The organism is Parendozoicomonas callyspongiae (assembly GCF_023502345.1).
In the GTDB taxonomy this organism is placed as follows: domain Bacteria; phylum Pseudomonadota; class Gammaproteobacteria; order Pseudomonadales; family Endozoicomonadaceae; genus Sansalvadorimonas; species Sansalvadorimonas callyspongiae.
Window position 1 is genome coordinate 1 of sequence record NZ_JAMFLX010000021.1, and the last position, 17,124, is coordinate 17,124.

Here is a 17,124-nt window from a genome sequence, read left to right on the forward strand (position 1 = left end):
ACAACAATTCCCGCTGAATAATGAATTCCCTGTAATAGCAGGCTCTGCAGAGCATCGGATAATCGGCCAAGTCGTAAACTTTCAGCTATGTTTTGTCCTGCCTGTACCATCTGCAAATGAGTTTTACTGGTTAATCATCGTGCCACGTTCTAGCCAAAACGTACTGGCTGATAACCTGATCAAAGCCGTTTCACAGTACGTTGCCACCATCCCGGACACACGTCCCAATCAGTGTGACAGCAAAATCACACTGCATGATGCCATCATGTTCGCTCTGGCTGTGATGCATCTCAAGTACCCATCACTATTGGCTTTTGAAAGGGACAAGCCCAAAGAAGAGATCGCCCACAACCTGGAAACCCTGTATCACATAAACAAGGTTCCCTGTGATACTTATATGCGGGAACTACTGACCCTGAAGTCACAGATATTCAGTCTTTTTGTCTTATCTAACAGCCTGGCCTCAGTATTCTGAAAGCAAGGGTAAACTTGGATATTTGGTTTTTGGACTGATTTTGAGGCCGTATTTAGTTTTCTCTGAGTGGATTTAGTTCTTCTTTGGTATAGAGGTGGGTATTTAGCTTTTCTCAAGGCTGGACAACATGTATAAAAAATCCCGGTTTTCTATACGTATCTGGCAGACGTATATACAAAAATGGCCTTTTCTATACACGTTACGTGTGCAAGCGTCAAAAATAGCCCATCAAATGCGGGTGCTGCCCCATCAAATGCGCTCCTATACCGGTGGTCTGTTAGGCACCCGGCCGAATCAGGTACAACGGCATCAAATCCTGGAGCAGAACTTTCCCGACAATGCCCGGCCGGAAGAGACAATGGTTGGCCATCTCCTGTTTGCCCTGAAGCATGAAGGTGTTAACCCAGGTTATCTGCGGCAGGTTTTTCAGCAGGGGGATATTCAGGAGCAGATTAAAGGACAGATAGAACAGCGCCCCAATAGCCAGTGGAGCCGGAGGTTATGGTTCTGGTATGAATATCTAACCGGCCACCAGCAGGAGCCTGATTACCGGGTTGAACAGAACTATATCGGTGGCCCTGGCCCCCAGGGTGTTGCGCTCACACCACCTCAGCCAGAGCATATTGAAGACCTGATGGATGACTGGTTTGCTATGGTAGAGCGGCTGTCCGATTCCGATATTCCTGCGTCTATCCGGGCTGGTATTCTCTCAGCCAGCTTTGTTTACCTGCATCCGTTTATGGATGGCAATGGCCGGATCAGCCGCTATCTGATTCAGGATGTACTGGCCAAGTCCGGCATTCTGCAGCCGGGTATTATTCTGCCGGTATCGGGTGGCATTCTGAACCGGCAGCAGGATTACTATCGTACTCTCGACCAGATTTCCCGCACCATCTGCGATCAGACCGATTTCTATATTGATGAAGCCGGTCATATCACCATTGAAGGGGAAACTGACCACCTGTTCCGTTACCTTGATTTAACCACTTACTGTCAGTGGCTGTGTGAAGTGATTCGGGATGTGGCAGAGAGCCTGTTACCCAAAGAGATTGATATGCTGGTGGTTGCCGACAAGCTTTATCACACTCTGGATAAGGTGCTGGGTCTTTCGGCCAAAGACCTGCGCTTGATGGTGAAGATTATTCTGGATAACAATGGCAAGCTCAGTAAACGTAAGTGCAAGCAGTTTGAGTTTCTGACGGATGCCGACTTTATTCGTATTGAGGACGTTTGCCAGGCTGTTTTGCAGAAGTAACAGTCAGACAATGGATCAAACTTTGACTCGAATCTCGCTGGTCAGCAGCTTTAGTATCAGGCTTTTTGGGTTGTTGTTTGGTTTTGAGATAGCCCCCGGGGAATACCGGCAGCAAGACTGACCTGTATCATTGCGAACATTGCGAATACCCCTCAGATTCCCCATCACTCAAAATTGACTCAGCTCAGGTTGTTTCCCCGGGATGGAAGACGGCCTATCAGTTCTTTGCCCAGGCTGCCCATTGAACGCAGCTCTGTGAGGTTCACATGCAAGACTCTCAACAAGTTTGCCACTCCCTGGATGCCCGAGGCTGCCCATGCCCTCAACCACTGATTAAAACCCGCCGTCTCTGGAAAACACTGAATCCTGGTGATCGCTTTGAAGTCATCATGGATAACGATATTGCCTGCTCTAATCTGATCACTTTCCTCACAGATCAGGGTGCAGATCCCCAGACTTCCCAGGACGGCAATGAGTTTGTTGTTTCTGCTGTGCGCACCGGTGAAGCGACTCAGAATGGTCCGGATATCTGTCCTCTGCCCACGTCTTCACAGCCTGTTGCTGAGGTAACACCTGTACCTGAAGTTCAGCCAGAGCAGGCAGGCAACTATGTTGTAGTTCTGAAAAGTGATCGTATGGGCCAGGGTGATGATGACCTGGGTAGCATTCTTGCCAAGGCATACGTCAATACGTTGAAAGAACTGGATAACAAGCCTGCCGCCATCATCATGTACAACGGAGGGGTTAAGCTGGCGACTGTGAACTCCGGAGCTGATGAAACCCTTAAACTTCTGGAAGCCGAAGGTGTTGATGTGATTGTCTGCGGTGCCTGTGTTGAGTTCTTTGAACTCAAGGGCAAGCTGGCTGCAGGACGCATTTCCAATATGTATGAGATTGCAGAGCGCATGGCTGCAGCGGGTCACGTGGTGAATCCATAATGAGTGTGTCAGATAAGCGTGAGCCCCTGGCTTACTTCGATAATGGTGCAACCAGCTTTCCCAAGCCTCCTCAGGTTGCTGAAGCTGTTGCCCGTTATCTGACGGAAGTGGGTGGTAACTACGGCCGTTCCTTTCATTCCAGAGCGGTTGAATCTGGGACGGCTATTGAACAGTGCCGGGATATGCTGGCGGAAATGATGGACATTTCCCAGGTTGAGCACCTCTGTTTTGCCAGCAACGCAACTCACGCTGCCAATGTGATTATCCAGGGGCTGAGCTTCAAGGAAGGCGCTGAAGTTCTTATCTCCCCAATGGAGCACAATGCCACTGCCCGACCTCTGAAAATGCTGGAAGAGCAGGGGCTGATCAAGCTGGAAACGCTACCGGCAGGCCTGGATGGGCGCATTCAGGTTGAGAAGGTTTCCAATTACATCAATAAGAATACGGCTCTGGTGGTGATTAACCATCAGAGCAATGTCAACGGTGTTATTCAGCCAGTTGAAGAGATCAGTGATGTTCTGGGTTATATCCCGCTGATGGTTGATGCCTCCCAGTCTCTTGGGAAGGTTCCTGTCAAAGTAGATGCCTCGAAGATTGATTACCTGATCTTTACCGGTCACAAGGGCCTGCTTGGGCCAACTGGAACCGGCGGTATGTTTATTCGTTACCCCGATCAGGTAAATCCTCTGATTCTGGGTGGCACCGGCAGTAACAGTGAACATCTGTCCATGCCATTGGTTATGCCTGATCGCTTTGAAGCGGGCACACCCAATATTGCCGGTATCTTTGGCCTTCTGGCTGCTCTGGAAAACCGTCCGGGATCCCAGCATACCCGTGAAGAGTTTCTGAACCTTCTGGATGCCATTGAAGAGATTGATGGTTTCCGTATCCTGCGTACAGAAGATCAGGACAGCCAGGGTGAAGTGATCTCTCTGGTTCACGATGAGTATGATTCCAGCGAGCTGGCCTGGCTGTTGAGCAGCCGTGCGAATATACAGACCCGTTCCGGTCTTCACTGTGCCCCTCTGGCCCACAAACATTTAGGCTCGTTCCCGGATGGAACCTGCCGCCTGTCGCCTTCTGTCTATCATGGTCAGGCTGATTTTGAGTTCCTGCTGGATACTCTGCGTGGAATCAGCCTGGAAAAGCTGAAGGAGAGTGCATAATGAGTCGATCTTTCCTTCTATTTCCTTCTGTCCGGTATGCCATCAAGGCTGAGGCTGTTTGCAAAATGCAGGGCGTTACCTGTCAGGTTATGCCTGTTCCCCGACAGATCTCTTCTGAATGTGGTATGTGCCTGGAAGTCGATACCGCCCGGGCTGAAGATATTCTGAATGAACTTCAGCAGGCGCAGTTCCAGGTTACTCTCGCGAATATTTAAGGCTTAGCATCCATGTCATCTGAAAACACGGCTCCTGCCAAGACGGCTCCTGCAAGGAGTGGTATTGATCTGCTGAAAACCGTTGAGTATGGCGGTTGCTCGGCCAAGCTGTCTCCTACTGAGCTTGCAGGAATTCTCAGCCAGCTGAACTTCCCCAGCCATCCTGACCTGCTGGTGGATATCTCCACCCATGATGATGCGGGTGTTTACAAGATCAATGATGAAACTGCGCTGATCTTCACTACCGATTTCTTCCCGCCAGTATGCAGTGACACTGTAGAGTTCGGTGAAATTGCTGCCGCCAATGCCCTGAGTGATGTTTTCGCCATGGGCGGTGATGCGGTTATGGCGCTGAACCTGATGATGTACTCCACCAAAGAACTCCCGGTTGAAGGTTTTGCCGAGATTCTGAAAGGTGGTTACAACAAGGTTGCCGAGTGCGGTGCGCTGGTTGTGGGTGGTCATACTATTGAAGACCACCCTCCCAAGTTTGGTCTGGCGGTTGTGGGCACAGTTCACCCTGACAAGATTGTCAGCAACAGTGATGCGCGCCCTGGCGATAAACTGATTTTGACCAAGCCCTTGGGTATTGGTGCTTTGATTGCCGGTCAGCGTGAACAGCTGGCAACACCGGAAGCTTATCGTGCAGCTGTTGAGCAGATGAAACTGCTGAACAAGACCGGCGCCGAGATCATGCGCAAGTACAACACTCGCTGTGCAACAGACGTGACCGGCTTTGGCTTGCTGGGGCATGCCCGTGAGATTGCCAACGGCAGCGATATGACTCTGAGCATTGATTCCGCCGCACTGCCTCTGCTGGAGCAGGCTTACGAGTTGTATGACGATGGCTGTATTCCTGGTGCTGCATTCCGCAATATGCAGTACATTGGTGAAGATGCTCGTTTCCGTGAGGGAATGGATTACAACATCAAGATGATGACCTGCGATGCCCAGACCTCCGGTGGTCTGCTGATTTGTGCACCTGCTGAAGCGGCGAACGATATGCTGGCTGAACTGCTGGCCAGTGGTAAGCATCCTCAGGCTGCCATTATCGGCGAAGTTCTTCCTCGTGAAGATGTTGCGCTGATTATTGGGTAATTTGTATTGGGAGTGTCGCTGAGTTCATGCTATGGGCACTCTCACTTTTTCTTTTGCATGGCTTCTTTTGGTTTAACTGAAGTAGCCGCTATCTTTTTCCCCATCATTACTTCGCTTTAAATTACTCTCATCGAGAGGCGGCTTCACCTTCCTGCTGGGAAGTGGTGTTCTTTCATCATCTGCAGAGTACCCGATTTCCTCGCTATCACTGCTGCCATCATCTCCACGAATTATTGGATTAGGAAAAGATTAAGGGTGCTGATTACTGCCAGGTATATCAGTTTCATATCCCGATGAGTAGCGGTTGGAACCTTTACGTTTTGATCTTTTTAGCTGCAATTATCTGGGATTCATCAAATAGATCGTCAGTATCTGAAGGTATGGAATCCTGTTGCTCTTCTCGTTGCTGTTCTCGTTGCTTTTCTTGTTGCTGTTCTTGTTCCAGGGCTTCGATTTCAGGCAGTATCAATGCTGGTTCTGGTTCATAAACCGTATCGCGATCTGTGGATATTTGATCAGTTGTTTCTGTTTGCGGTGTTTCTGACGATACCTGATCACTCTCGGCAGTATCTTCTGAGAGTACTGCATCAATAGGGTGTACTTTCCCTTTAGCATCAACATTAAGATCAAAATTTCGATACAGATCTGCCTGAATACTTCGCGTTTGTTCTTTTAGATATTGGGCCGCTGCATCATCCCCCGATGCCCGCAGGTTCCGAACCATGTAATCCAGATGAAATAAATACTGGCGCGACAAGAATACATAGTGCTGGCGAATTGGAAGAGGAACAGCTTCAAGATCCATGTAGTCAGCAATTGAACGCATAGAGCTGTAAAATAAATGATAACTTTCAGTTAACAGCCCGGCATTGCAGAATTGTCTGCTGGCAAGCAAGGCAGCTTTGGCATAATCCCTGATTAAAGCCCTGCTGGCGCCACCAAACTCACAAGCTGCGTCAGTATAGAGCTCTTCCAGTTCATCCAGATACCATTCCATTCTTGGGTTGCCGTTGTTGTAGTCTTTCTGGAGGTTAGCTAGCAGCTGAGCCCGTTTCAGGATGTACTTGGGGCTGGAAAAAGCTGCGTGCCTGTATAACAAGCGGTTCTCATGATCCCGGCCATTGGGTTTCATGCTGTGGGTTTCATCATAGGAGCGGCATCTGGTGAAGCCTTTCAAAGCCTTCAAGCCTACGCCTGTATGAAGAATCCTATCCTTAACAGCCACAGGGTTATCAATTTCAATGGATATTTTCCTTCCCCAGCTTGAGCGCACCAGAGCCAGCTCAGCAGGCTTGGTTTGCCCTGTGCGTACAGGAGGGAAGGCATCTTTGGGAATCTGAGTGACCTGGTTTTGCATGGCAGATCCGTTGCCAGTTGCTACTACTCGGCGTTTTATTAGATATCTAATAAGCATAGCGCTTAAGTTTTTCTAAGCTATTCAGTATCTGGGTGAAAAGAGCAGGGATAAAGCTGATGCGTCCAATCAGCCTTTCAGGTTTATTAGCCACTTTAAGTTATTTCCTATCTTCCGTGTTGTGGGCTGAGCTGCCTGTTGGTGAAGAACCCAAGCGCACTTCTGTGCAGGAGGTCATCCAGAAGGATGACGGTACACAGGTGGATATTACTGGTGTTGTACTGCGGCAGGTCGGTCCACGCACTGTGCTGGTTCACGATGGTACGGCGGCTGTTGAGGTTGATATTCCCCCTGACCAGGTGCCGGAGGGAGGCTTGAAACCTAATGTCCGGATTCGGATTCGTGGTGAGCTGGTGAAGGAGGATGAAACCGGCAATCCTGAACTGGATGCTAATCAGGTGTTCTGGTCTTTCTGAGCGTTCTCTTCTTCAATTTTTGCTCTCGAAACAAACGTCAGCATTTTCATCGAAAGGCAGCTAACCTACATTCCTACTTAGCTTTTCTGCTTTTCTATTTTCCCGCTTTCCCTCACCTCGTTGTATTTCATGAGGTTATGTTATGAACAGGCGTCACTCTCTTCGCTCCGTTGTAAAGATTCTTCTGTGTATATTCATGTTTGGGGTGTGCATACCGATCGCAAATTCTACAGACGCTATTGTTATGTATATTTATAGAGGGCCTGACGGTTCGGTCATACTGCCAGTGCCCGCCGACATAATGGGAGGTGGTGGCTACTCAGCTGGCCCGATAACACTAAAGGATGGCTCCCGAAAAACATTGAATATTGTAATGATTAATCAGCAGCCATTGGTCGCAGAGGGGGAAGGTCAACAAAAAGGGCCGAGTATTTCTGTTTTTGTAAAGAAGTATGTCAAAGCCGCTGCTCAACGCGCAGAGGGTGGTTACGACAAGGGGGCAATATTAAGCTTTTTTAGAAGTGATGATCATAAAATCAAAGTCAAGCAGAGAGACGCTTCTAGTAGTGGGGTGAGAATAGTGGACGTGTTGCCTGAAAATTCTATAGAACACATGGGTGATGCTGCTTTTGGAATATTGAGAAAAGAAGGCGAACCTCTCATCTCACCTGATATGGGCTTTGTGTTGAATTTCGTTGCTGGGAAAGACAAAGGTGCAGATGATGAAACCGAAGAACTGACAACAAATTTTGCCAGTTTATCCCTTGGCGGCCCGATGAAGCCAAGAGCACATGTAGTCACTGATGCTGATGCTGATGCAACAAGTCACTTTGTAGTAAAAGATGGGAGGCTTGATATTCCAGTTTTTTCTTTACCGGAGAACATAGAATTTCCTCAAAAGGTCAAAAAAATCGAGATGTTACAAAGTTCTGGGAAAAGGAGGGGCAGTGTTAATGTGATTTCGTACATGGGTATGCCCGTGTTAGGTAGGATTATTGGGCCATTTGAAATAGATAAAACACCGATGCAGGAGGAACAGAACGAAGAAATGGACCGGGGGTCAGAGGAAAATAGTAATCGCTATGTTGTCCAGGTCACTGCGTCGGAGAACAGAGAAGAAATGTCTTTTATACTTTGGCAGCATAATCAACAAACAGTGGAAGAATCCGTTTGGCTTTCAGGGCGCGACGGTAATGAAAAGGACAAAAAAAAGGGAGCCGTCGTATTTTCAGGCCGTGGTCAAGACTGTCTGGTTATTGATGAGTCCGGGGAAGCATTGTTTGATGGGAATCTGGCTGGAGCAGAACAGTTTCCAGATTTTAAAAGCCATGAGGAGCTTATGGCTTATGTAGACAAAAACCTGAATATCCCAAGTATGCTTAAGCTGATGGCCTTATCTCAGAGAAAGGATGGTGTAGATGAAGATGTGTTCTCGGCACATGCAAGTGCTTGTTTTAAAACTCAGCCTGAAAAAACAAATGGCAGTTGGTTTTTCGGTACTGATCAGCAATCCATGGTGGGTAAGGATATCAAGCTGGACGAAACGGTGCAGAATGTTTCAAAAGTTCGTTTTTCTGATGGCTGGCAGGAAATTACAACAGGGAAAATGCACAATATTCAAGAGGAAGCCGCCGGGGCTGTCTACGGGCCTATCATCCTGAATACACCTGACGAAAAAAGGGTGAAGTACTGTATACACCTCGTAGCCAGATCAGATGGTAGAGGGTATACCGCAACAGGTGTGCCTTGCGACGAATTGAGCGAGGCGTGGGAAATTGTAAAGATAAAAAGTGCAACCGGCCAATATACAGGTCGGAAAGGTCTTGTTGTTATTAATGTCAGCGCAGGCCAGAACGGAGACGTTACATCCAGCGTGCTTCGGGATGGTAAGCCTATAGTCAACGCTGTAGAGAATGGATTTTGGAAACATGGTTACACGATAGATGTCAATGCCCAGATACTTAAACAAAATGTCTATATACCTGATTTTGGCGGTATTCTGAATCTGGTGGCATCTATTGGTAACAAGGTAACCAATACCCCAAGCTGTACGCCGCATGTGTTACTGACAGAAGCCTCGACGAAGACTGATTCAGGAGTCTTTACCAGCAAGTCAGCCAGAAATACGGCAAAGATTCCTCACTATCGCGAGCTTTATCCCTACCGTCGATTTGTTTATGGGACAAAACTCCCGGTAAAAGTGGTTGGTGCGGCTGTAAACACTGTCAGAAAACACCCAAGGAAAGCCATTGCTGCGGGTGCAGCTGTTGGGGCTTTTTCGTACGCTTACTACAGTGACCCGTCCAGCTTCGATGCTGCATGGGAACAACTTCCCTCCCTGCCTTGGGATAGTATCAATGGATTCGTCGCCTCATATGGCCAGCAGGCCTTAAATTATATTGGCTTTGGTGCTGGCCCAGTTACATGTGAGCCATGCGAGCGAGTTCAATGCCCGCAATATACTGAGAAAATGGCGGCAGGTATGCACGAGCCTACGAAGTAGTTTGCATTGGATTTAATGCAGGGCTGCAACAGGCAACCCTGTCTATGAACTACATAAGAAGACTTTCCCACTCGGCGGCAGGGTCTCCCAGAACATAAAAACTGGGGTTAATTAGGCTGTCTTTCTGGTTATAGCGAAGTGGGTTGAGTTCTACATCCAGAACTTTCCCTCCGGCCGCCTCCACAATGGCTTGCTGGGCGGCTGTATCCCACTCGCTTGTAGGGCCACGGCGTGGATAAATATCAAGGGTGCCTTCTGCAACCAACATCCCTTTCAGGGAGCTGCCGGCGACAATCAGGTGAACTTCTGAAAAGCGTTGTTCAAACCGGTTGATCAGGTCCACTAACTGATCACGGCCATGCCTGCGGCTGACAGCAACATTCAGCAGGTTTTCTGGCGCACAGGGGCGTGTCTGGATAGCTTCCGGAGCTTTGCTGGCAACCTGTCTCCAGGCTCCATGCATAGCCGGACCACCGTAGTAACAGGCCTGATTAACAGGAGAGTACACAAATCCCAGTATTGGGCTGCCGTCTTCTATCAGGGCGATATTAACTGTGAATTCATCGGTTCGGGCAATAAATTCCTTGGTGCCATCCAAGGGGTCAACCAGCCAGTAGCGGTACCAGCCAGAACGCTCTTCAAAAGGAGGGATTGTTCCCTCTTCAGAAATAACCGGAATATCCCGTGTAATTTGCTCCAGGCCATCAGTAATGATCCGGTGTGCTTTTCTGTCAGCATCGGTTATTGGTGAGTTATCAGATTTCTGGGTGACTGATATTTCGTTGTTGTCGTATACCGCGAGAATGGCATCTCCAGCCTTGCGGCAGAGTTCCTTCAGACTGTCGGTCAGAGTATTATCAATATTCATTTATCACTCCCAAGCCGATCACGAACCAGAAAAAGTGCAGCCATGGCCCTGGCCTCAGTAAAGTTGGGGCGTGTCACAAGTTGGGGCAGATCATCAAAGGCAAACACGTGGACACCAAGAGGTTCTGGTTCATCGCCCTCAAGGTATTCCTGATAGAGATCTCGCGCAATAACCACCTGCATTCGGCCGGTCATATAGTTTGGGGACAGGGTAAACTCTTTCAGGTGTTCAAAATGGTTGGCACCGTAGCCGGCTTCTTCTTTCAGTTCCCGGTTGGCACCGTCAAACAGTTCTTCACCCGGCTCAACCAGACCTTTGGGTAAAGTTAACTGGTAATCCTCTGTGCCGCAGGCATATTCCTCAATCACCACAAAGTGATCATTGTCCAGAACCGGCACAATCATGACTGCCTGGTGACCGCTGTCATATCCGGCCAATCGTTCATAGGTTCGCCTCGTACCGTTGGAAAACTCCAGCTTCAGCTCCTCAACCCGAAACAGGGCACTTCGGGCGACTTCCCGGACGTTGAGGATTTCTGGGGGCTTTTTCATCAATTATTTCGTCCGGGCTGAAAAACTGGCTTTATTATACGTGCCTGCTTGATTTCAGGGCAGAGACTTTTCCTTTCCTTTTCTCCGCCGACATAAAGAGGTATCAGATCCCTGCGGGAGTAGCCAACCTATGAAAAACTTCCTGAGAATAATCACACTCTGTTTGCCTTTACTTTTAGTGGTTGGCTCAGGAAAAGCAGACAATGCAGTTGATAGCCAGATTATTCCCGGTTACGCATTTGCGGAAACAAGGGCTGCGAACAATAAGGTAGAAGAGATTGTTTTGCGCGCTTATTCCCGCACATTCCTGCAGCTCAAGAGAACAAAAGGTATCGCTTCAGCTATTGCCCTGATTGATGCCCCCATTTCCGGGAAAACAGAAAAACGGGGACGTCACCTGCTTTCCTTTGCTGCATTCAGCGGTTTCCAAAAGCTGGCGGAGTGGGGTCTTGATCATGGAGCCAACATCAATGCCGGGGATAAGGACAATGCCACGATGTTGCGAGTGTCCATGGCCAACCGTCTTTATTACATGGTTCGCTTTGTTCTCAATAATGGCGGTAATACCAACCTTATTGCAGGTGCCGGTAAGAGAAACATGATCGGGGATATGATGGCTTTCAGCTGGCCTCTGCGAGGGTTTGAGCTGGCCTGGGAAAATGGGGCCAGACTTGAGAGTGCTGAGCAGAAAGCCAGGTTGACTGAATATCTAAACAAAACGGAAACGACTCCCGATGATTATTCCAGACTGCAGACATTCCTGAATCGTCTGGATGCTCCTGGAGCCATTTACAAAGGAAAAAGGGTGGAAGCAAAGCCTTCCAGGCAGATTGAGACAGAGATGATCAATGTTATAGATCAAGAAATCATCGCTGCCATTCAGGGGGGAGAGTTGCCTCCTGCCTTTATTGCAGCCTTCAGCAGTCATGGAACCCCGCTGCCGCATTATCTGTCTTTTAACGGTATGACAAAAAGTTTGAAGCTGATTCTTGAGCGGGGAAATGGCGCTGAAATGGCCAGACGCCGTGAAAGAACCGGCAATGATCTGCTGACGGCGGCAATCAAGAGTTTGAATGTTGAGGCTGTCAGGGCTGTTTTGAGTATCTACCCGCAGGCAGTTAAACAGGTGACTCCAGATCTTCCCAACTACTACAGTGCTGGAGATTACCCTCTGCATATCGCGGTAAAGTGGGAGGTGCCGGACGAAATCTTTGCACTGCTGTTTGATAATGGTGGCAGAGAAAGCCTGCTCCTAAGGAACAAATCTGGCCAGACCCCGCCGGAGGTGGTTGAGTCCTGGTATGCCAATGGGTATCTGGATCAGAACTCATATAACCGACTTAGCCGCGCCCTTCAGCAGTAACCATAATATTTATGAATCCCAAAGCTACCTGTACCCCCGTCATGGGGTATGATTCTTAAAGAAGCCTTAGAAACTGCAAATATCACAGCGAATGATTCACTGGAATGAAATTGATACCGTCCTGTTCGATATGGATGGCACCCTGCTCGACCTTCACTTCGATGATTTTTTCTGGAAGCGTCTGGTTCCGGAAAAGTACGCCAGCAAGAATGGAATAACCTTTGATGAAGCTTGGGCCGTTATGGAGCCTAAGCTACGAAAAATAGCGGGAACCCTGGAGTGGTACTGCTTTGATTTCTGGAGTCGTGAGTTGGGGCTGGATATTCTGAGAATGAAGAGGGAAATCACCCACCTGATCCAGTTTCGCCCCGGAGCAAAGGAGCTGCTGGATGCCCTGCATAAGTCCAGCAAGAAAGTGATACTTGCCACCAACTGTAATCGTGATGGGCTGGAGCTGAAGATGGAATACCTGCCTTTTGGTGAGTACTTTGATGCTATCTATTCATCCCATGACTTTGGCCACCCCAAAGAAGATCAGGAGTTCTGGCAGCATCTCTCAACAGAAACCGGGTTCAATCCAGAAAGAACCCTGTTTGTGGATGATAACCTGCAAATCCTGCGTTCTGCTCGCACTTATGGAGTCGGGCACTTGCTAGCTATCACCAAGCCTAACTCTGCCAAACCTCCTATGGATTCGGCAGAGTTTAAAGCTGTTGATGATTTAGGGGATTTGCTTCCCCTGGATTCTGTTGATGTAGGTTAAGCGCTTACAAGGGATACGGCTGCCTGCCCATATATCTATGGCTTCCGTTAAAGCCTGGGGAAATAGGTAGTGATGATCAGCAACAGTTTGCATCCTGAGAGCATAAGTTCTGACACCCCCAGATGGGTTGCTGCACTCAGCATCTCCGGCTGCAGCTTGGCCGAGATTGGATAAAGGGTGAGAAGCCAGGGGATTCTTAGTCCACAGAGTGTCTGACATAGCAGTGCCTCACTGAAAAGAGATAGCTGCTCAGCGGTGCATTGATTGCGTCAGGTAGATGAAACCATGCACCAGCGTTTTTGCAGTGATACATGGCAGTGACTCGCGTGTTAATCTGCCGGAGCCTGAAAGATAGTATGATTGCACAGTGCAGGGCTTGCTCTGGGTCATACGGCCTTGTTATTCAAAATTCTGCCCGCATTTAGCTTTGAGGATTATGGAGCATTTACCCCAGTAATGAGTCAACGCAGCAAAACAGATCAAGACAAGAGCGCCGGTAACGGAAAAGAAAAAGTCCGTCTGGATAAATGGCTCTGGGCCGCGCGATTTTATAAAACCCGTTCTGTCGCCAGAGATGCCATTGAGGGCGGCAAGGTTCACGTAAACGGTCAGCGTGCCAAGCCTAGCAAAGAAGCCAGGGTTGGAGATATGATTGTTCTTCGACAAGGGTTTGATGAGAAAACTGTTTCTATTCAGGCTCTGTCGGACGTTCGTCGAGGAGCTCCTGAAGCTCAGCTTCTGTACCAGGAAACAGATGCCAGTATCAAAAAACGTGAAGATGAGGCAGCTCAGCGTAAAGCTTTGAGAGGCTCTCACCCATTCAGTGATCGCCGCCCGGATAAAAAACAGCGCAGAGATATTGAACGTCTGCGGGAAAAAGACTTTGGTGATTAAGTCGCTAAATCATTCGGACCGTATGAAAGACTTAATTGATAAAGAGATAGAGCTGCACAAGTTTCACGTTAGAACTGATAGGGAAAAGGTCACCAGCTTATTACACCCTCATTTCAGAGAAGTCGGGGTTTCTGGAATGAGCTTTGATTTGGGCTCTTTCGCAGGTTGAAGAACTCAAGGGGAACGTTGATCACTTCTTCCATCTGGCCGCCATCTACAACATCAATGCCGATGAAGGGCCCAGAATAAGGCGAATGTTGCTGGAACTCGTAACACATTAGGTCTGGCGCAGACAGTCGATGCCAATTCCATTACTTCAGCTCAATTGTCGTGTGTGGTCTTTATGATGGCACCAACCAAGATCTACCAGAGTGTTCCCACGCTGACACCAGATGAAGCGGCAGACTTGATAGTGAAAGCCATCATCCGTCGTCCAAGTCAGATTGCGACCAGGACAGGGCTGCAACAGCATAGTTCATCGGTTGAGGCGTGTGGCGGGAATTACAATTGGTTTGAGAAGTTCCTGAATGCTTCCGCAACCTGTTTGGGGGATTCCATCATGGGAACATGGCCAATTCCCGGAAGGATAACTGCCTGCATATTGGGGATATGGGCTTCCATAATCTCGATGCTGGATACGTCCAACACCCGGTCTTCCTCACCCCAGATAACCAGTGTGGGAACCCTGATATCTTCAAGTACGTTACGAACATATTCTGGAGAGCCAATTTCCTCACGGGACTTCATCATATCGGCAAAAATCTGCTCATTGATGGCCGTCCGCTGCAGAGACTTCCTTTCAAGAACAGCGGGAATTGGCCATGGCATAAACGGCACATCGCTCATAACAAAGTTAACCAGCACGTCAAAATCACCTGGTTTTCTTGGAATCAGTGGATTTTGCCCTTTCTCAAGCAGCAGGAAATATTCGCTGGGTGTAGGGGATTCGATACCAGCGTTATCAATCAGGGTCAGGGATTTCAGGTGCTGTGGGTATTGGTCAGCAAAGAACAGTCCGATGGCTCCTCCCATTGAGTTACCCATGTAATGAACCTTACCCGGTTTCAGGGCGTTGAGAATATCGTTAACCCGGTCAACCTGTTTTGGAATGCTGTAATCGAGTTCCGGCCCTGAGCTACTGTCACCATGGCCGGCCAGGTCAATGGCGATAATATGAAAATCATCACTGAGCCTGTCGGACAGCAACAGCCAGTTATCTTTATGGGCGCTGAAGCCATGAACCATCAGAATGGTTTCACCTTCAGGGTTGCCGCCTTCCAGGATGGAGTAGGTCATATCGTCAATAATGACCTCTTTGAGCTGGAGGTCAGCTTTGGAGCGTCCCAGACTGACGGTGGCATCATAAATACTGTCCTGAACATTCTGGCAGCCCACCAACAGCGTGGTGATAAACCCCATAATTATCAGAAACTGGAAATTTCTGATCCTTTGCATGGCAAACCCTCCTGAAGTCGCCTCAGGCGACCGGTTTATAATTATTGCTCTACGGAAATACATTCCAACTGGTTAATTACATGGGATAAGCAATCGGTATAATAGCCGGTTTCCAATTTGATTATTTGCTACAGGTACTGTTTTACATGACCCAGTCGGATTCCGCACAACGTTTTCTGTTCGAGAATACTGACATGCGCGGTGAGCGGGTGCAGCTCGACCAGAGTCTGCAGGACGCTCTAGCTCCACATGCTTATCCGGACGCTATCCGGACTCTGATCGGTGAAATGGCTTCTGCCGCTGTTCTGCTGAGTACAACCCTGAAGTTTGAGGGTACCCTGACTTTGCAGGCTCGTTCAAATGGTCCTGTCTCCGTATTGATGGTGGAGTGCACTGATAAGCGTACTTTCCGCGCTATCGCCCGCTGGGATGATGCACAACTGTCTCCGACGGATATTGATCTGCACGCCCTGCTGCCAGAAGGTCAGCTGGTGATGACTATTGATCCGGTAAAAGGTAAGCGTTACCAGGGTATTGTTGCTCTGACTGGTGACACTCTTGGTGAGTGTTTTGCCAGTTACTTTGAACAGTCTGAGCAGCTGCCAACCAGACTGTGGCTGTCTTCTAATGGCGAAAAGGCTGCCGGTTTCCTGCTGCAGGCTCTTCCAGCCCAGGTTGAAGCGGACAAAACTGCACGCGCCGAACGCTGGGAGCATCTGACTGTTCTGGCAGATACCCTGAAAGATGAGGAACAACTGGAGCTTCCTACTGAGGAACTGCTGCATCGCCTCTATCATGAGGAAGATATACGATTGTTTGATGCAGAACCAGTTAAGTTTCACTGTAACTGCTCCCGCGAACGTACTGGCAGTGCATTGACAACTATTGACCCGGCTGATGTTCGTGAGATTCTGGAAGAATCCGGTCAGATTGATTTGGACTGTCAGTTCTGCAACACCCGTTACATCTTTACCGAAGAAGATGTGAACAAGCTTCTTGGCGCAGGCGAAACCCGCCACTAAAAATTTCCTGAAGAAGTGAGCTGAACCTGTCAGCTTGCTTCTTATTCCTTTAGCTTTCCATCTATGCTCTTAGGCTTCTATCTCTCCCCGGATGTTTACGCATGTGGGCAAGAAGCTTTTCACTGATCCTACTTTTCCTTCTGCTGATGTCATCCACTTCGTCTGGTTCACCAGTGCCAGAGAAACTGGGTATCGGTTTTGTCCCTTCGCCGGAGCTGGTAAAGGCCTGGGATACTGCGATACAGCCAGACGGTAGAGGTCTCCCTCCAGGAAAAGGCTGCGTAACAGACGGGCAAAGAATCTACGTCGAACAGTGCCAGGTCTGTCACGGTATTAGTGGAAAAGGCGGGCAATATGATGTTCTGGCAGGTCGTTTAGCTGAAAACTTGTTTCCTTTTGCCGCAGAGTCAGGGCATCCGAAAACCATAGGCAATTACTGGCCCTGGGCGACAACACTGTTTGATTATATCCGGCGCAGCATGCCACTCCTGACTCCTGGAACTCTTTCTGATAACGATGTGTATGCCCTTAGTGCTTATCTTCTTCACCTGAACGAATTGCTGCCCGAAAGCGCCTGCCTTGATGCTGCTTCCCTTCCTCAGATTGAAATGCCTGCCAACAAGCGTTTTGTTCCTGATAACCGGCTGGAAACGTCTGCGGTTAGATAAGCAGGCATTGGTGTCAGATCCGCTTACATACTCAAGCGAGAAGGGATTACTCGATCAGTG

Annotated in this window: 17 protein-coding genes; 13 read left to right on the top strand and 4 right to left on the bottom strand. The window is 48.7% G+C overall.

The features are described 5' to 3' along the window. The 6 genes from M3P05_RS14585 to selD all read left to right on the top strand — a co-directional run. A partial coding sequence (locus M3P05_RS14585; RefSeq protein WP_249700541.1) for a hypothetical protein occupies positions 1 to 475 on the top strand: 475 nt, incomplete at its 5' end. Between the two features lie 253 nt (positions 476 to 728). Continuing rightward, positions 729 to 1,730, top strand: coding sequence for a Fic family protein (locus tag M3P05_RS14590; RefSeq protein ID WP_249700543.1), 1,002 nt, complete (start codon positions 729 to 731; stop codon positions 1,728 to 1,730). A 266-nt stretch (positions 1,731 to 1,996) separates the two neighbouring features. Then, on the top strand, positions 1,997 to 2,668 hold the full coding sequence (gene yedF, locus M3P05_RS14595) for a sulfurtransferase-like selenium metabolism protein YedF (RefSeq protein WP_249700545.1): 672 nt from the start codon (positions 1,997 to 1,999) through the stop codon (positions 2,666 to 2,668). Further along, the gene (locus M3P05_RS14600) at positions 2,668 to 3,834 is read left to right on the top strand and encodes an aminotransferase class V-fold PLP-dependent enzyme (protein ID WP_249700547.1); all 1,167 of its coding nucleotides are present in this window, start codon (positions 2,668 to 2,670) and stop codon (positions 3,832 to 3,834) included. The genes yedF and M3P05_RS14600 overlap by 1 nt, the downstream gene beginning before the upstream one ends. Beyond that, entirely contained in the window at positions 3,834 to 4,049 is a 216-nt protein-coding gene (locus M3P05_RS14605) for a DUF3343 domain-containing protein (RefSeq protein WP_249700548.1), read from the top strand. The genes M3P05_RS14600 and M3P05_RS14605 overlap by 1 nt, the downstream gene beginning before the upstream one ends. A 12-nt stretch (positions 4,050 to 4,061) precedes the next feature. Beyond that, on the top strand, positions 4,062 to 5,147 hold the full coding sequence (gene selD / locus M3P05_RS14610; protein WP_249700550.1) for a selenide, water dikinase SelD: 1,086 nt from the start codon (positions 4,062 to 4,064) through the stop codon (positions 5,145 to 5,147). Between the two features lie 313 nt (positions 5,148 to 5,460). On the opposite strand, the gene M3P05_RS14615 is transcribed toward selD, so the two are convergent. After that, a complete protein-coding gene (locus tag M3P05_RS14615) occupies positions 5,461 to 6,504 on the bottom strand; it encodes a hypothetical protein (RefSeq protein WP_249700552.1) in 1,044 nt (347 codons plus the stop codon). 116 nt (positions 6,505 to 6,620) lie between these two features. Between M3P05_RS14615 and M3P05_RS14620 the strand changes: the two genes are divergently transcribed. Both M3P05_RS14620 and M3P05_RS14625 read left to right on the top strand, forming a co-directional pair. Further along, positions 6,621 to 6,977, top strand: coding sequence for a NirD/YgiW/YdeI family stress tolerance protein (locus M3P05_RS14620; protein ID WP_249700553.1), 357 nt, complete (start codon positions 6,621 to 6,623; stop codon positions 6,975 to 6,977). A 373-nt stretch (positions 6,978 to 7,350) separates the two neighbouring features. Further along, a complete protein-coding gene (locus tag M3P05_RS14625; RefSeq protein ID WP_249700555.1) occupies positions 7,351 to 9,480 on the top strand; it encodes a hypothetical protein in 2,130 nt (709 codons plus the stop codon). Positions 9,481 to 9,529: 49 nt separating this feature from the next. Here M3P05_RS14625 and cysQ read toward each other — a convergent pair whose 3' ends face one another. Both cysQ and nudE read right to left on the bottom strand, forming a co-directional pair. Next, positions 9,530 to 10,348 (bottom strand): 3'(2'),5'-bisphosphate nucleotidase CysQ, encoded by an 819-nt coding sequence (cysQ, locus tag M3P05_RS14630; protein WP_249700557.1) that lies wholly within the window; start codon positions 10,346 to 10,348, stop codon positions 9,530 to 9,532. Then, positions 10,345 to 10,899 carry an ADP compounds hydrolase NudE gene (gene nudE, locus M3P05_RS14635; protein WP_249700558.1) on the bottom strand — a complete coding sequence of 185 codons (555 nt, stop codon included), beginning with the start codon at positions 10,897 to 10,899 and terminating at the stop codon, positions 10,345 to 10,347. Before nudE ends, cysQ begins: the two co-directional genes overlap by 4 nt. A 130-nt stretch (positions 10,900 to 11,029) precedes the next feature. Between nudE and M3P05_RS14640 the strand changes: the two genes are divergently transcribed. From M3P05_RS14640 to hslR, 3 genes are all read left to right on the top strand, one after another. Further along, positions 11,030 to 12,262 carry an ion transporter gene (locus M3P05_RS14640; RefSeq protein ID WP_249700560.1) on the top strand — a complete coding sequence of 411 codons (1,233 nt, stop codon included), beginning with the start codon at positions 11,030 to 11,032 and terminating at the stop codon, positions 12,260 to 12,262. Positions 12,263 to 12,353: 91 nt separating this feature from the next. Then, positions 12,354 to 13,025, top strand: coding sequence for a GMP/IMP nucleotidase (gene yrfG / locus M3P05_RS14645; protein WP_249700562.1), 672 nt, complete (start codon positions 12,354 to 12,356; stop codon positions 13,023 to 13,025). Between the two features lie 456 nt (positions 13,026 to 13,481). Then, positions 13,482 to 13,919 (top strand): ribosome-associated heat shock protein Hsp15, encoded by a 438-nt coding sequence (gene hslR, locus M3P05_RS14650; RefSeq protein ID WP_249700564.1) that lies wholly within the window; start codon positions 13,482 to 13,484, stop codon positions 13,917 to 13,919. Positions 13,920 to 14,420: 501 nt separating this feature from the next. Here hslR and M3P05_RS14655 read toward each other — a convergent pair. Then, on the bottom strand, positions 14,421 to 15,374 hold the full coding sequence (locus M3P05_RS14655) for an alpha/beta fold hydrolase (RefSeq protein WP_249700566.1): 954 nt from the start codon (positions 15,372 to 15,374) through the stop codon (positions 14,421 to 14,423). Between the two features lie 146 nt (positions 15,375 to 15,520). Between M3P05_RS14655 and hslO the strand changes: the two genes are divergently transcribed. After that, positions 15,521 to 16,396: an Hsp33 family molecular chaperone HslO gene (gene hslO / locus M3P05_RS14660; protein ID WP_249700568.1), complete on the top strand. Its 876-nt coding sequence runs from the start codon at positions 15,521 to 15,523 to the stop codon at positions 16,394 to 16,396. Positions 16,397 to 16,569: 173 nt separating this feature from the next. After that, complete coding sequence (locus M3P05_RS14665) at positions 16,570 to 17,064, top strand: c-type cytochrome (RefSeq protein WP_249700570.1); 495 nt, start codon at positions 16,570 to 16,572, stop codon at positions 17,062 to 17,064. Positions 17,065 to 17,124: the final 60 nt, after the last annotated feature.